Raw genomic sequence first — 15,899 nt, 5'->3', positions numbered from 1 at the left:
GCGGTTACGTCGTCGCGTCGGGTGAGAAACATCAAATAAAACCTTATTGACACCCCAGCCTACCTGCCCTATATTTATTAATTGCTTTAATTTTTCATAATGTAGTTAGGGCTAACACATGTGGACGCAATCACGCAGAGGCATACATGCGGATCCACGAACCCTTGCGCTCTTCGTGATTGTCTGCAACCTCGTCGTGATGGGTAGCTCATCGTTACCGCTCATCGCCCTCACCCTCATCATCATCGGAGTATTTCTCGCTGTCACCACTCCACTCGCCTTCTCTGTCGGTTGGGTACTTTTCGTCGTCGGCTGGGCTGGCTGCTTTTACATCCTTCCCCACCTATGGCACTCACCAGTGTCGGTGTTCCTCACCTTCATCGCGTACTGGATGTTCCGATTCGCGGGAATCGTCGGTGCAACAGTTGCCGCCGCGTACTCCATCCGAATCGACGAGATCGGCGCAGTCCTCACCCGCATGCACGCGCCACGTGCGTTATTCGTCCCCATCATGGTCATCGTCCGGTTCTTCCCCATGGCCGTCGCCGAAATCCAGGCAATCCGTCAGGCCTTAGCACTGCGAAAGCTCAACACAATAGGCCCTCTTCGCACCGTCGAATACGTCATCATCCCCTTGCTTGCGGCAGGTGCCCGTCTAGCCGACGAGCTCTCTGCAGCATCCATCATCAAGGGGCTCGGATCGGGCCCGCGAACGACGATTAGCCACCTCCGGTTTTCCTCCGCTGACCTCTGCATACTCATAGCGCTGGGCGTGGTGATGGCTTTCCGAGGTTACGAAATCGCACACGGATGGGGGCTGATGGCATGACGACCTCCACAGGAGCCCCAATCACGCTGAGCAACATCAGCTACCGGTACCCCTCTGACCTTTCTCCTGCCTATGGTCTATCGGATATCACTCTGAACCTTGCGCCGGGGTCAGTGACGCTCATCGTCGGCGCGTCCGGTTGCGGGAAGTCCACTCTCCTCCGAACGATGAATGGCTTGGTTCCGCACTTCTATGGCGGGGACCTCGATGGTGACGTCTTCGCCGGGTGCAACGTCGGCACAACTCAGCTCCATGACATCGGGCGCTACTCGTCATCTATTTTCCAGAACCCCCGCACACAGTTCTTCACTTCTCACGTGAGCACCGAGCTTGCATTTTGCCTCGAGAACTATCGCGTATCGCCCGAGGTGATTGAGGAAAAAATCGACGAAGCCGCCCGATACACCCACATCACACAGTTCCTCGGCCGGCGCATCGACTCGCTCTCCGGCGGCGAACTGCAACGCGTCGCGTGCGCATGTGCCCTGGTCGCCGGGGTTGATCTGTACTTTTTCGACGAACCCACCTCGAACCTCTCACCCGAGGCCATCGCAGATTTCCGCGAAATAATCACCAACCTCAAACGCGCCGGGAAGACGCTCGTCATTGCCGAGCATCGCCTCCACCTGTTCCGCGATCTTGTCGACGACGTCTACCGCATGGACCATGGCCGCGTCGTCGAACACATGACAGGCGCCGAGCTGTTCTCCCTCGACCGCGAGGAACGCACAAAACGGGGGCTGCGGGCACTATCTTTTACCGACGCCCACGTTCCTCCTCCGCCTCCTCCGTCGGACAGTGGATTAGTTCTGCGGAATCTCCAGTTTTCCTACACACGGGACCACCCGGTGTTGTCCTATCCGCTGCTGACCTTCCCATCGGGGAAAATAACGGCCATCACCGGGCACAACGGAGTCGGAAAATCCACGCTGGCCCGCGCCATCTGTGGCTTCAACAAGGCGCAGGGGTCATTCGAATACGAGGGCCGTCCGCTGTCCCGTCGTCGTAGGAAACAACACTGTGCCTTCGTCTTGCAAGACGTTCGGCGTCAATTATTCAGCGACACCGTGACCGGGGAAATCATCCTCGGCTGCTCCGCCGACACCGACACGGATCACCTGCTCAAGGAACTAGGCCTCACCGACGTCGCTGACCGCCACCCCCTGTCCTTATCGGGCGGCCAGGCCCAACGATTAGCAATCGCCACAGCCATCGCCGCCGACAAAAGAATTGTCATTTTCGACGAACCCACGTCGGGCGTCGACGCCCACCACCTACGCGGAATCGCCTCGCTGCTCCGGCAGCTCGCGATCGACGGGCGAGTGGTCATCGTCATTACCCACGACTCAGAACTGATCAGCCTCTGCGCAGATCACGAATTACACCTGGAAGGATGCTCATGAAGATTTCGCTCTCCACACGCGATCTCATCAACATCGCTATCTTTGCCGTCATTGACTTCGTCTTCTTCTACATCTGCGGAATGGTCGGTTTTATTGGGCCAGCGTTCATGTTCGTCGGGTGGGCGGTAGGAATTATCGGCGGCGGGGTCATCATCGCTCTGCTGGTGTCCCGAGTGCCCAAGTTAGGCGCGCTAACACTCACCGGGTTCATCATCGGCCTAGGCATGGCACCGGGGCACACCATATGGATCATCCCGGCCGGCCTCGTCATCTGGTTTATTGCCGATCTCATCGCCACAGAAGGCGGCCGTGCCACCCGTGTTCGCCCCACTAATCTCATCGTCGCCTATGCCGTGACGCAGATCTGGATGATTGTTCCCCTGCTACCCATGGTCTTTAACAGTGACAGCTACTACGAGCAGATCAGCGAACAAATGGGCGATTCCTACGCCAACGATATGCAGGCACTATTCTCTGTGCCGGTCCTCGTCGGGTGGGGAATCACTGTTGTCATCCTCGGCATCATCGGAGGGTGGTTCGGTGTCCGCATGAGCCGTAAGCACTTCGAGCGAGCCGGCCTCGCGCGGTAATCCGTCACCAAGGAGAAAACAATGACTTCAGTTACCGCTGATACCTCCACACCATCACCATCGCCACAATCGGCACCAACGGTTGACGCCGAGAGTTACTCGAACAAGCGGAAAGCCAGCCAAGCCGCACTCAAACAGCTGATCAAGCCAGTTCAGAGCCGGCTGCTGGTGTGCAGAATCCTGGCTTTCGCGTCGTGCATCGTCGCCGTCGCCCCCTATGTCGCACTCACCCACATCGGTGACCTTCTTCTTAACGACGGTAGCCACGACGACATCAAGCGCAGCGCCATCATCCTTGTCTACGCCTTCCTGACGCAGGCGTTCCTGTACACGCTTGCGCTAGCCATTTCACACTTCGCAGACTTGCGGTTGCGCGACACGATCCAAAGCAACATGGTGAAAACCCTGGCGCGGGCGCCCTTATCGTGGTTCAGCGATACCTCAACCGGCAAAGTGCGCAAAGCAATTAACGACGACGTCAAACAAGTGCATACGCTCATCGCCCACGCTCCCGTGGAACAAACCGCAGCGGTCGCCGGGCCACTGGTTCTCCTGGCGTACGCGTTCATCGTCGACTGGAGGCTCGGTCTCCTCTCCATCGCCACGTTCCCCATTTACGGCGCACTGCAAGCACTCACCATGCGCGGCATGGGCACCAAAACCGCCGAAATGGACGACAAACTGGGCGATATTTCCTCCGCAGCGGTCGAACTGACCGAGGGTATCTACGTCGTCAAGAACTTCGGACGAACCGGAGAGACACATGCCCGATTCACTCAGGCTTGCAAGAACTTTGCCTCCTTCTACTGGGAATGGTGCGGGCCGCTCATTCGCGCCTCTGCCCTGTCGCTCTCGTTCATCTCGGTCTCGACGCTCATGGCCATCAACGTGGGGTTTGGGCTGCTCATGGCCAGCGCTGGATGGGTCACGGTTCCCGAGGTTCTCACCTGCTCATTGATCGCGCTGATCCTCCCACGGACGATTGAAGTTCTGGGATCGACTGCGTGGGCATATCAGCAGGCGGGCAACGCAGCGCTACGTCTCAAAGGGGTGCTGGATACAGAACAAATTCCCTACCCCGAGGAGCACAATCCCGAGGACGACAATGCTTCAGCAAGCGCCGGCAACCAGGACATCGTCTTCTCCGACGTGTCCTTTGCCTACTCCACTGCCGACGGCAAAGTTGACGCCCTGCGCAATATCAATCTCCGGCTTCGCCCCAACACGGTGACTGCCCTCGTCGGCCCGTCGGGGTCCGGAAAATCCACACTCGCAACAATGCTCGCCCGCTTCCGTGATCCCGATTCCGGCACGATCACCATCGGCGGCACACCGTTAACAGAGTTAACCGAACGGGAACTCTATTCCACGGTTTCATTCGTCCTGCAAAACCCTTATTTGCAGGACCTCCCAATCCGCGACATCATCTCCCTACCTCGCCCCGACGCGTCCGACGAAGCAATACGCGAAGCCGCACGTCAGGCAAACATTCTCGACGACATCGAAGCACTCCCCCACGGTTTTGATACCACCCTCGGCGGGCAAACGGACTTCTCCGGCGGCCAGAAGCAGCGGCTAGCCATCGCCCGCGCTCTCCTTGCCGACGCCCCCGTCCTCGTCCTCGATGAAGCCACCACCGCCACGGACCCGGATTGTGAGGCGGACATCCAACGCGCGCTCGCCCAACTTGCACGCGGCCGGACGGTCCTCGCCATCGGACACCATGCCGAATCCGTCGCCGGTGCTGACCATATTTGCGTCATGGAACACGGTCGCATCGTCGCCCAAGGCACCGCCGATGAACTGGCCGAGCAGCCTTTCTGGAAGCACCTCACCCAAGGAGTCGCACAATGAGCGCTGAATCTCAATCCACCCTTGCGTGGGCACGTAACCTGCTCCTTATCAAGGACTTCCGGAACATCCTCACCGCCGAGGGCTATAAGAAGTTCATCCGCAGCCTGTGGTTCGCGGTCGTCCTCGGGATCATCGAAGGCGTGGGCATCTTCGCGGTGATCCCCGCCATCACCGCCTACAGCAACGGCGGCACCTCCATGGGGCTCACATGGCCACAATGGATCCTGGTGCTCATTGTTCTGGCCATCGCCGGGGCCGTCATGACCTACGCCCAACAAACAACGGGGTATATGGCAGCCATGGATCTGCTGCGCCATTGCACTATTAACGTCGGCAATAAAGTAGCCCGGCTACCACTGGGGTGGTTCGACCGCACGGTGTCGTCGCGGTTATCCATCCTCCTCACTCAGTCCCTCATGCAAATCGGCGAGGGCGCGGCGCACTTCCTCGGCCCACTCGTTCGCGGATTGACCACCATGATCGTGATGACCGTTCTTGCCTGGTTCTGGGCATGGCAGCTCGGGCTCGTTTTCTTGATCGCCATTCCGGTCATACTTTTATTAACGACGGCGACCCGCGCTCTGAAACGGGCCGGCGAACGGATGACCATTCCGACCGAAATCGACTTCGCCAGCCGCGTGGTGGAATTCGCGCACACGCAGCCGTCGCTTCGTGCCTCCGGGCGGGCACAATCGTATGAGCCGCTCGACCGCGCACGGTCGGCCAACTACCGCAGCCATGCTAAAGACCTATGGGTAAGCCTGGCGGGCAATGTGATCTCAGGGATCGGCGCGCAAGCTATCACCGTGGCGCTCATTATCGTGGCCGTGGTGTTGGGCACAAGCGGCACGTTGACCCCCATCGCGACGGTTGCGTTCATTGGTGTGTCGCTCCGGTTCTCCAAGATCCTTGAGGAGATCGTCGGCAATACCCTGGCCATTGAGGTTGCGCGTCAACCCATCGGGCAGGTCGACGAGATCATGTCCGCTCCCGAATTACCGACGCCTGCCAAGCGTGTATCACTCCCCGAGCCGGGCACAGTGGCGATGAAGTCAGCAACGTTCGGATACCACAGCGGCAACCCCGTCATTCATGATGTGTCCTTCACGGCACCTCAACACGGACTCACGGCGATCGTCGGCCCGTCGGGAAGCGGAAAGACAACGCTCTTCCGTCTCATAGCCCGCTTCTGGGATGTCGACTCGGGAAGCGTCAGCGTCGGCGGCGTCGATGTCAAAGACCAGCCCACTGAGCAGCTGATGGAACAAATTGCGATGGTGTTCCAGGATGTGTATCTCTACGACACCACCCTGTACGACAACATCAAAGTCGGAAACGACAATGCCACCGACGACGACGTGTACCACGCCGGAGCCCTGGCCGGGGTTCATGAGATTGCCGAACGGCTCCCCGGCGGGTGGCACTCCACCGTGGGTGAGGGCGGAAACCGGCTCTCTGGTGGCGAGCGTCAACGCGTTTCCATCGCCCGCGCTCTGCTCAAGCGGGCGCCGATTGTGCTGTTCGATGAGGCGACGTCGGCATTGGATCCCGATAATGAGGCGCACATCGAGCAGGCCATTAATGACCTTCGTGATCGCTCAACGGTGCTGGTTATCGCGCATAAGCTCAACACGATCCGCAATGCTGACAAGATCGTCGTGCTCGATGAGGATGGTAACGTTGTGCAGGTCGGCACCCACGATGAACTCATTGCATCGAGTGGCATGTATCAACACCTATGGAGTGCCCGCGAAGCAGCACAAGGATGGTCATTAATTTGAGTCCCGGGCCCGGTCGCAAACCCGTCTTCGATAAGGAACAGGCTGTACAAGCCGCGCTCGAGGAAGGCGTCGCTACTTTCAGTCTCCGGGGTGTTGCCGACAAACTCGGAATTAAACCCCCGGCGCTGTACCGCATGTTTTCCTCGCGGGACGAGCTACAAGCAGCGGCGATGCAAAAGCTTGCCGAGCACATTAATGACCCGGCCGTGGCCACGACGTGGCAGGACGCGCTGAGGCTGTTCAGCTCCCGATCGTGGGACCTGTTTTCCCGCTACCCCGAGGCGCCCACGGTTATCATGACCAAACCCGAGGCGATTATCGGTGTTCTGCCTGGCTTCAGAAGGCTCATTGACCGGCTGGTTCGCCTCAATATTCCCGGCGGATTCCCGTGCGCATCGTTCGCCGTGGACTTCATTGGTGATATCACCATCACCACATTTATCCAGATGCGGTCCTTCACAACAACCGACGACGCTGGAGAAACCCCGCTTGACCGGTACACCACATCAGCCGATGACAACGACGATGTCTTTGGTATGAAGGACATGCCGGGAACAGGTTTTCTGGACAGCAAAGTGGAATTCATCATTGCCGGTATTGAGCACGGAATCGGCCCGGGGAATAGCGAGCCTGAAGCTAGTTAGCCGACGAAGGGGGCCGCGGGCGCGTCCAAGGTTGCGCGAAGGGCAGGCAATCCAGTCCCTAGCATTGTTATGTAGGCGCATTTAAACTGGGCTTATGAGTGAGCACCGTGATTTCTTAGCCCCCGCGCCCGTCGAACTCCCCGCCGATCCTGCCAAAGCGCTGATTGACGAGGGAAAGAACCTCAACGACGTCGTCGTCGCTGTGCCCACAAGTTCACTCGCATGGGCAGAGCTTGCCGAAGATGCACTGCGTTCCATCGATGTGACCGCTGCTCAGGGGTCCGACGATCACCGCCGCGCGGCTGTTGCTGCCTACGCGTATGCGCGGACTGGTTATCACCGCGGCCTTGACGCTTTACGCGCGAATGGGTGGAAAGGATGGGGCTCGGTGCCGTGGTCACATGAGCCGAACCGCGGGGTCCTCCGGGCTATTGCTGCTCTTGCCCTCGCTGCCCGAACTATCGGGGAAGATAACGAATACGACCGCTGCCGGAAACTCCTCGAGGACTCTGACCCGTCATGCGTCGCTGCGCTGATCGACGATCAGCTCGGCGCTAACTAGTCCGCGCAGAATAGACGGCATAAGGAGTGACAGCCGATGTCAGTTCTACTAGGTGTCTTATTCTTCTTCGGACTTCCGCTGATGGTGTGGTACGTCATCATCCGCGCGACCTACCGGATTGAAACAGCGGGTCGATCGGCTCGCCGACGTGGAGCACCGGATAACCACAGCGGCACCCAGGCGGCAGAGGACGACGAAGCAAATGGGGCCCCGAATGGCGTCCCCGCGACACGAGAATTCACCATCTTCTTCTGGTCAATCGTGGCATCTCTCGTGTCGGCCGGTGTGTGTTTAACCTGGTCACCGACAACATCGCCGACGTGGCCTCCCCCGACGGACACTACGCCGTACCAAATCGTTGCCTTCATGATTCTGTTGGTGGGATCGGCGTCGGCACTGTCCTGCCTCACGCCACGCGTCTATACGGGTGCGTACACCGCCGCGGCAGGAATTTACGCCGGGTTCGCCATCCCGTTCATCTACCTCGCGTACCAGGACCCGACCGGCCAAAGTGGCATCGGCGTCGTCATCCTTGACGTCTTTGGCAACATCGCCCTCGTCGTCGTCCTGTCCATTTTCGGCGCTATCCGCGTGTGGTGGTTACGTCGCAAAGGTCGTCGTCAGGCTCACCGCACAACAACACAGGAATAGCGGAGCATAAAGCGCCCCCTAATGCCACCTACACACCAATTACCCCCACCGATCACAGATCGATGGGGGCACATTGTTATAACAACCGGGTTATAACAACCAGTCAGAGCTGTTAGGCGTTGGCTTCCTCAACGCGGCGGATTGCTTCGTCGGCAACCATTTCCTGGATACCCATGTCCAGTTCAGAGGTGAATCCCACGCACGAGCAGTTAATCTCGCCCAGGACGTAGGTGTCCTCGCCGTCCTCACCGTCGTCAAGCATGAAGTCAGCGGTCCAGATCAGCGGCACGTTGCCGTCGCCACCCAGCTTGTCGGCAATAACAGGGCGAACAGCGGCGAATTCGTCGATCAGGTCCTGCCACTCTTCCGGCTTGTCGTAGGTGTACTGCGCGCCAGAGAACAGGGTGGCCGAGAAGTTTTCACCACCGGCGGCTGGCTTCTTGTGAACAACGAAGACCGGCTTGTCGCCGACGAGGAGGATGCGGATTTCGCCCTCCACGATGCGGGGCATGAAGCGCATGTCCACGAGCATGCCGTTGTCGCCGACGATGTACTGGTCACAGAAGTCCATGAATTCGCCGAGCTTCTTGTGCTCAGTGTGGTTATCGACGGCTTCCGTGCAGACCAGCATGGTGTCGAGCGGAAGAGCGGTGCCCGGCTCAACGGAGTCGGCTAGTTCCTTATCCTCGATGCGAACACGCCAGATGCCGGAACCCGTGGATCCGCGGTTCTGCTTGAGCACGCGCTCACCGTACGAGAGTGACTTCGGGAAGGTCTCGTGGAAGCTTTCAACGTCGTAATACGCTGCCGTGTCCGAGGGCACCAGCGACGTGTCGTTGAGCTTCACCAGCGCATCTTTCGCGCCGTAGTCCATCATCTTTTCAGGGCTCGACATGCCGACGAGGCCAGCGTCGCTCAAGCGGGTGAGCAACTCGAAGTAGCCCTTTTCACCGCCGGGAATGTTGCCGGGGTTCACGCGAGAAATGTAGCCGCCTGAGGACTTGGATACTTTCTCGAAGATCTCGTCGGCCTTGGTGTTGTCGTAGTAGATGACCTCTGAATCCCAGCCGTCGTGAGCTTTAATTGCGTTAACGATGGGCATCGTGTCTTTGCGGTGACCATCGGGTCCCTTGTCGTTTCCGCCTTCAACTTCGAACACAACGATGTTCTTCTGCACTGGCTATTCTCCTCGGTATTGCCGTCGGTTGGTGTTATCGACGTGATTCTGGCCCTCCGCTGTGGGATACAGGGTGAGCGCTGTCTACGTCTCGCACCCCCATGTGATGTGGGTGCAGGTCACTACCATCTTCAGAGTCCTCTAATCCCTACTGCACAAGCCCTGAATTAATGGATGTACCAGCTAAAACACTAATAGACCTCCCCTGGTCACGCTGGATATTGAGCTGTGGGAAATAACACCACCCGTTTTCACCCCCGAGTGCGGTTATATTGCACCGCTGTTACTTGCGCAGAAGGGATCGCTACCCACTCTCCCCTTCCCCCACCCCATGTTTCTTATAGGATTGGGAACCATGGCCGCGCCACTTGACCCCCACCCCTTGCTTCAGGACTACGCCCACCCGGAAAAAGTTGTCACCTCACAATGGTTGGGGGCAAAACTGGGCACCCCCGACGTTCGCGTCGTCGAATCGGACGAAGACAGTTTGCTCTACGATCTCGGCCACATCCCCACGGCCATTCGCATTGATTGGCGACGGGACCTCTCCGATCCGATCACCAGAAACGTCATCTCCCCCGAGGCGTTTGCGCAGTTAATGCGCGAGAAAGGGATCCGCCGCGAAGACACCGTCGTTATCTATGGCGACCATTCCAACTGGTGGGCGGCCTTCGCGTTCTGGGTTTTCACGCTCTACGGGCACCCGGATGTCCGCCTGCTCAACGGTGGCCGGGATGCGTGGATCAGGGCCGAGCGGGAAACGACATTCGCCGTCCCGGAGAACCCGGAGTCCACCTACCCCGTGCCAGACGTGTGCACGACCGGGCTAATTTCGGTTGGCGACTTACGCGAATCCTACGAATCATCCCAGCTTATCGACGTCCGTACGCCCGAGGAATACCGCGGCGGGACCTCCGATGACGCCTCGTCGACGGCGAAGTCCACATTGCGGACGGGCCACATCCCCGGCGCGGTGAACATCCCGTGGGATTCAACGGTGTATCCGAATAGCAATTTCCGCAGCATGGATGAATTGCGGGAGATTTTCGGCGCGCTGGATTCGTCGAACCCGACGGTGACCTATTGCGTGACGGGTGAGCGCAGTGCTCATACGTGGTTTGTGTTGCGGTATTTGTTGGGTTGGGATGACGTGAAGAGCTATTACGGCTCGTGGGCCGAGTGGGGAAATATGGTCGGGATGCCGATCGTGCGTGGCGACCGCCCGCTGTGATGTAGCCCGCACTCCTCTACCACCCCCACATTTACCCCTTATTGATTTTCATACTGAACTCTGCTTATCAACCCGTGGCGCCACCGCTGCGGGTTATTTCATATTCAGCCCCCCTATTGAGGGCGATCAGCTCGCTAAAGTTCACGGGTCTTAGCCACCGCTGTGCCACAATTAAAGCTGTCCATTGAATTTGTGCATCTGGACACGATTACAGCGAGTTCGTCCCCGCGTGGCCGGAGTGTGAGCGCCCTTGATCCCTGATGATGGGGCGTTGACGATAGTTAACCAGCCCAGGCCTGCCCGCGTGACCGACTACTGATGCACACCAGCCGAGAGTTGCACAGCGAATACAGGAGGGTTTCGTGTCCGCCGACAGTAAGACAATCGAGACCAAAAAAATCACTAAAGTTCTCGTCGCCAACCGTGGTGAGATCGCGGTTCGTGTGATCCGCGCCGCCAAGGACGCTGGAATCCCCAGCGTTGCGGTCTATGCCGAGCCCGATGCCGAGGCGCCGTTCGTCCATCTTGCCGACGAAGCCTTCGCACTGGGTGGCCAAACATCTGCGGATTCGTACTTGAATTTCGACAAGATTTTGGACGCGGCGAAGAAGTCGGGCGCGAACGCGATTCACCCCGGCTACGGCTTCTTGTCCGAGAACGGTGACTTCGCGGAGGCCGTCGAGAATGCTGGGTTGATCTGGATTGGCCCGTCTCCTGATTCGATCCGCAAGCTGGGCGACAAGGTCACGGCCCGCCACATTGCGCTGGCAGCGAATGCTCCTATGGCTCCGGGGACGAAGGAACCCGTCAAGGATGCGGACGAGGTTGTTGAGTTCGCCAAGGAGCACGGGCTTCCGATTGCGATTAAGGCGGCGTTCGGTGGTGGTGGCCGTGGTATGAAGGTCGCACACAGCCTGGATGAGGTCCGTGACCTCTACGATTCCGCCGTCCGTGAGTCCATGGCAGCGTTCGGCCGGTCGGAGTGCTTCGTCGAGCGGTACCTGGATAAGGCTCGCCACGTGGAGTGCCAGGTCGTGGCGGACATGCATGGCAATTACGTAGTTGTCTCTACCCGTGACTGTTCATTGCAGCGTCGTTTCCAGAAGCTGGTTGAGGAGGCCCCGGCCCCCTTCTTGACCGATGAGCAGAATGAGCGTTTGCACCAGTCGGCGAAGGATATTTGCCGTGAGGCCGGGTACTACGGCGCGGGCACCGTCGAATATATGGTCGCCGACGATGGTCTGATTTCCTTCCTTGAGGTGAACACCCGTCTGCAGGTGGAGCACCCCGTGTCGGAGGAAGTGACCGGGTGGGATCTTGTGCAGGAGCAGTTCCGTATCGCTGAGGGTAAGGAATTGTCGCGCAAGGAGGATCCGATTCCGAATGGCCACGCCATTGAGTTCCGTATCAATGGTGAGGATCCGGGCAGCAACTTCATGCCGGCGCCCGGTACGGTGACGAAGTATGTTGAGCCTTCTGGCCCGGGTGTCCGTATGGATTCCGGTATTAACGAGGGCGAGGTCATTGGTGGCCAGTTCGACTCCATGCTGGCCAAGCTGATCGTGTGGGGTAAGGACCGCGACCAGGCGCTTGCCCGCTCGGCCCGCGCCCTGGACGAGTACCAGGTTGAGGGCTTGGCGACGGTGATCCCGTTCGACCGCCACATCGTGAAGAACCCTGCCTTCGTCGGCGACGGCTCCTCCTTCGACGTCTACACGAAGTGGATTGAGCAAGAGTGGATGGAGACCAACCCGATCGAGCCGTACGCGGGTGACACCGATGCGGATGAGGACACCACCCCGTCGCAAAAGGTTGTTGTCGAGATCGACGGCCGACGGGTCGAGGTTGCGCTGCCGGGCGATTTGGCGCTGGGTGGCGGCAATGGTGGCGCCAAGAAGAAGAAATCGAAGAAGCGTCGCGGTGGCGGCAAGACGGTGTCGGGTGACGCCGTTGTGGCGCCGATGCAGGGCACCATCATCAAGGTCAATGTTGAGGAAGGCCAGGAAGTTCAGGAAGGCGAGACCGTCGTCGTCCTGGAGGCCATGAAGATGGAGAACCCTGTGAAGGCCACGAAGTCCGGTACGGTCACCGGACTGGATGTGGAAGAGGGCAAGGGCGTCTCCAAGGGCGATCCACTGATGGAGCTCAAGTAGGCGGTGCGCGTCGGCAGGTGGTGCATGACTAACCTAAGTGTTTGTGAGCTCCCCTGCTAAGACCACATCACACTCGAGCCCTAACCACTCCCCCAACCCCTCGGGCCAGGCGATCGCCGTCGACGCCTGGCCTGGCACAGTCAAAGCACTCATTCTCGGTTTCCAGCACGTGCTGGCGGCCTACGCGGGTGCGGTGGCTGTGCCTCTTTTTGTTGGCTACGCGTTAGTTGACGCTGGCCGGATGTCCTCGTCGGACATTCCGCACTTGATTGCCGCCGACCTGTTAGTCGCTGGTATCGCGACGATCGTTCAGTCTGTCGGTCTGTGGCGGTTCGGTGTCCGCCTGCCTCTGATCCAAGGGTGTACGTTCTCTGCGGCGATCCCCATGGTGAGTATCGGGTCGCACTACGGTGTGCCCGCCATTTACGGGTCAGTCATTGCGTCCGGCCTGTTCATGATCATTTTTGCGCCGCTATTCTCTAGCCTGTTGCGGCTCTTCCCGCCGCTGGTCACGGGCACTGTGCTGCTCATTATTGGGTCAACTCTCATGCCCGTGGCCGCCGAGTGGGTTGGTGGCGGCTCCGAGGCGAAAGGCACCCACGAGTTCGGCACGGGAAAGAACCTGCTGATCGCGACTTTCGTCCTAGTGCTGATCCTCGTCATTGAGCGCTGGGGGCCGGCGTGGCTCGCCCGCATTTCCGTGCTGGTCGGAATGCTCTCGGGCCTGGTGGCGTGCATCCCTCAAGGCATGGTCGACTGGCATTCAACCGCCTCATCACACTGGTTCGGCGCCACACAACCGTTCTACTTTGGCACGCCGGAGTTCATCCCCTCGGCAATCGGTGCGATGTGCATCGTTTCCCTGGTGACCATGGTGGAGGCCACCGGTGACATCGTCGCCATCGGGGAGATCACCGAATCCCGCATCGATGACAAGAGAATTGCCGACGGGCTGCGTGCCGACGGTGCCGCTACTGTGCTTGGTGGTGTCTTCAACACGTTCCAGTACACGGCGTTTGCGCAGAATATCGGTGTGCTGTCGATTACCGGTGTGCGCTCGCGGTGGGTGACGTCGGTCGCCGGCGGAATGCTGATCATCCTCGGCTTGATCCCGAAGACCGCGTCGGTCGTGGCCGCGATTCCGGCACCCGTATTGGGTGGCGCTGGGATTGCGCTGTTCGGGATGGTGGCAGCGTCGGGAGTAAGGACGCTCTCCACGGTGCGGTTTAACTCGTCGAACATTTTGGTCGTGGCCATTCCGCTGGCGCTGGCGCTGCTGCCGGCGACGTCACCGACGTTGTTTGCCCAGATGCCGTCGTGGACGCAGACGTTCCTGGGGTCCGGGATCTGCATCGGGTCGGTGGCTGCGATTGTGCTGAACCTGATGTTTAACACCGGTACGCGGGCGCCCGCGTCGCACAAAGATGGGACGACGGCTCATGACACGCCTCGCGGGTCGTCGTACGGTCTTGCCGACGATGACCATGATGGCTTCGGCGACAATCCCACTGCGCTATCCTGAGGAATAAAGGGATGTCCGGCGCGTGAGCTCGGGTTTCCCGACCAGCGACGCCGATGACACCAAGGAGTGCTTCGGATGCCTACCAACACGGGGCCTTTCCCTTCGGGCACCTACCGAGTAAGCGATGAGGATCGCCAGCATGCCATCGAGTTATTGGGCATCCACTTCTCACAGGGCCGTTTAACCATTGACGAGTACGACCAGAGGGTGTCGGTGGCCTCTGCCGCGCGGAATAATAATGACCTCAACGCCCTGTTCACGGACTTGCCGGAGCTTCCGTCTGCCACCATTTCGAAGGGCTCTCAATCGCTGGTGACGATGGCCGATGGCACTGTTCTTCCTCCGGCGTCGTATGGGCGGAATATACGGTTAGGGTTGCTGCTGGGGTTATCAACTCTGCTGGCTATGCCCGTCGCGATTAATGCTGCGCTCGCACCCATTTTGTTCTTGATCCCCCTGGTTTTCATCCTGCTTTACATCATGAAGGTGGGGCCGGAATCGTGGCACACCGCGTCGCGGATCCGCCAAGCGAAGCGTCTGCAGCGCGATCAGCTGAGGCTGCAGAAGGAAGAGCTGGAGTTGGAGCGACGGAAACTGCAGCTGGAGCAGAAGCAGCGGCGTCGGGAGATCCAGCAAGAAGCGATGGGTTCTGCCATGGATTTTGCACACACCGTGGTGAATTCCGCGAAGGGAATCTCTGCCCGCCGGCGTCGGTAGGGGTCTGGGTTGTAGCGTGCGCTCAATGTCACTCGACGACGCTACGCTGGGCTTCCCTCTGGCTCCTAAAATTGATTCTCATGGAACCCATGCAATTGAACGGTGGCCGCTTTTATCTGCGTCCTTTGTCCGCCGATGACCGCATTAACGACGTCCCCGCGCTGACGTTAGCCGCCGACTGGGCGGATCATTCCAACGATAAGTCGGCACACAGTGGCGGTTCGGGCAGCACGATTGATGAGAGCTTCATCGAACTTCGTCGCAATCAATGGTTGACGGGGACGGCGCTGTCTTGGGCCGTGTGTGAACAAACTCAGGTTGAGATGCTCGCAGAGGCCATCCTCTTTTCCGACGACGGCGTTATCGTGGATCCTGCCGAGGACAACGCGGCCTCGAGCGACGACGCGCACAGTGCTCCCAAGGCCACGCACGCGACTCTCTCCATTCGTCCTGCGGGTGACCCGACTCGCGTCGTTCCTAATGAACCGGACGCAGAGAAGAAAACCGTCGGCGATGCCGTTGAGGAAGCCGAGGGAACAATCAAACGATGGGCCGAGGGCTATCTCGGGCTCACCGTCACGCTGATTTAACAGCGATTTATGTGGCGCGGGCTCGTTTAACGCGGGCCCTTTTTTAGCAGTCTTTTTAGCGGGAACCCGCGGGCACCGTCACTAAGGGCAAAAGCCCCGAACACCGTCGTTAATCCAAGTCGTCGTGAGCGACCAAGTGGCGGGCAGCCTCTGTCACCGAACCAGAGAGCGACGGGTACACAGAGAACGTCCGGC

The 15,899-nt window shown here is 59.2% G+C and carries 14 protein-coding genes; 13 read left to right on the top strand and 1 reads right to left on the bottom strand.

What is annotated here, in order from left to right:
- Window positions 1–118 precede the first annotated feature (118 nt).
- From Q3981_RS02790 to Q3981_RS02755, 8 genes are all read left to right on the top strand, one after another.
- The gene (locus Q3981_RS02790; protein ID WP_303123677.1) at window positions 119–829 is read left to right on the top strand and encodes an energy-coupling factor transporter transmembrane component T; all 711 of its coding nucleotides are present in this window, start codon (window positions 119–121) and stop codon (window positions 827–829) included.
- On the top strand, window positions 826–2,232 hold the full coding sequence (locus Q3981_RS02785; RefSeq protein WP_303123675.1) for an ABC transporter ATP-binding protein: 1,407 nt from the start codon (window positions 826–828) through the stop codon (window positions 2,230–2,232). The genes Q3981_RS02790 and Q3981_RS02785 overlap by 4 nt, the downstream gene beginning before the upstream one ends.
- Complete coding sequence (locus Q3981_RS02780; protein WP_303123673.1) at window positions 2,229–2,822, top strand: MptD family putative ECF transporter S component; 594 nt, start codon at window positions 2,229–2,231, stop codon at window positions 2,820–2,822. The genes Q3981_RS02785 and Q3981_RS02780 overlap by 4 nt, the downstream gene beginning before the upstream one ends.
- 21 nt (window positions 2,823–2,843) lie before the next feature.
- The gene (locus Q3981_RS02775; protein ID WP_303123671.1) at window positions 2,844–4,676 is read left to right on the top strand and encodes an ABC transporter ATP-binding protein; all 1,833 of its coding nucleotides are present in this window, start codon (window positions 2,844–2,846) and stop codon (window positions 4,674–4,676) included.
- On the top strand, window positions 4,673–6,457 hold the full coding sequence (locus Q3981_RS02770; protein ID WP_303123669.1) for an ABC transporter ATP-binding protein: 1,785 nt from the start codon (window positions 4,673–4,675) through the stop codon (window positions 6,455–6,457). Before Q3981_RS02775 ends, Q3981_RS02770 begins: the two co-directional genes overlap by 4 nt.
- On the top strand, window positions 6,454–7,101 hold the full coding sequence (locus tag Q3981_RS02765) for a TetR/AcrR family transcriptional regulator (RefSeq protein WP_303123667.1): 648 nt from the start codon (window positions 6,454–6,456) through the stop codon (window positions 7,099–7,101). Before Q3981_RS02770 ends, Q3981_RS02765 begins: the two co-directional genes overlap by 4 nt.
- Window positions 7,102–7,195: 94 nt before the next feature.
- The gene (locus tag Q3981_RS02760; RefSeq protein WP_303123665.1) at window positions 7,196–7,663 is read left to right on the top strand and encodes a DUF3151 domain-containing protein; all 468 of its coding nucleotides are present in this window, start codon (window positions 7,196–7,198) and stop codon (window positions 7,661–7,663) included.
- A gap of 36 nt (window positions 7,664–7,699) precedes the next feature.
- Complete coding sequence (locus Q3981_RS02755) at window positions 7,700–8,314, top strand: hypothetical protein (RefSeq protein ID WP_303123663.1); 615 nt, start codon at window positions 7,700–7,702, stop codon at window positions 8,312–8,314.
- A gap of 112 nt (window positions 8,315–8,426) precedes the next feature.
- Here the strand turns inward: Q3981_RS02755 and Q3981_RS02750 are convergent, their stop codons facing one another.
- Window positions 8,427–9,491 carry a Cj0069 family protein gene (locus Q3981_RS02750; RefSeq protein ID WP_303123661.1) on the bottom strand — a complete coding sequence of 355 codons (1,065 nt, stop codon included), beginning with the start codon at window positions 9,489–9,491 and terminating at the stop codon, window positions 8,427–8,429.
- Between the two features lie 355 nt (window positions 9,492–9,846).
- Here Q3981_RS02750 and Q3981_RS02745 point away from each other — a divergent pair, with 355 nt between their 5' ends.
- The 5 genes from Q3981_RS02745 (at window position 9,847) to Q3981_RS02725 (ending at window position 15,704) form a co-directional block, all read left to right on the top strand.
- On the top strand, window positions 9,847–10,722 hold the full coding sequence (locus Q3981_RS02745) for a sulfurtransferase (RefSeq protein WP_303123659.1): 876 nt from the start codon (window positions 9,847–9,849) through the stop codon (window positions 10,720–10,722).
- Window positions 10,723–11,084: 362 nt separating this feature from the next.
- Window positions 11,085–12,875: a biotin carboxylase N-terminal domain-containing protein gene (locus Q3981_RS02740; RefSeq protein WP_303123657.1), complete on the top strand. Its 1,791-nt coding sequence runs from the start codon at window positions 11,085–11,087 to the stop codon at window positions 12,873–12,875.
- Between the two features lie 43 nt (window positions 12,876–12,918).
- Window positions 12,919–14,397: a nucleobase:cation symporter-2 family protein gene (locus Q3981_RS02735; RefSeq protein ID WP_303123655.1), complete on the top strand. Its 1,479-nt coding sequence runs from the start codon at window positions 12,919–12,921 to the stop codon at window positions 14,395–14,397.
- Window positions 14,398–14,472: 75 nt separating this feature from the next.
- Window positions 14,473–15,114 (top strand): DUF1707 domain-containing protein, encoded by a 642-nt coding sequence (locus tag Q3981_RS02730; RefSeq protein WP_303123653.1) that lies wholly within the window; start codon window positions 14,473–14,475, stop codon window positions 15,112–15,114.
- An 80-nt stretch (window positions 15,115–15,194) separates the two neighbouring features.
- The gene (locus tag Q3981_RS02725) at window positions 15,195–15,704 is read left to right on the top strand and encodes a hypothetical protein (protein ID WP_303123651.1); all 510 of its coding nucleotides are present in this window, start codon (window positions 15,195–15,197) and stop codon (window positions 15,702–15,704) included.
- The last annotated feature ends 195 nt before the right edge of the window (window positions 15,705–15,899 follow it).

Origin of the sequence: Corynebacterium sp., from assembly GCF_030530965.1 — a bacterium.
Taxonomy (GTDB): Bacteria; Actinomycetota; Actinomycetes; order Mycobacteriales; family Mycobacteriaceae; genus Corynebacterium.
The sequence above is the reverse complement of the archived record's forward strand: the minus strand, read 5'-3'. Positions and strand labels throughout refer to the sequence as shown.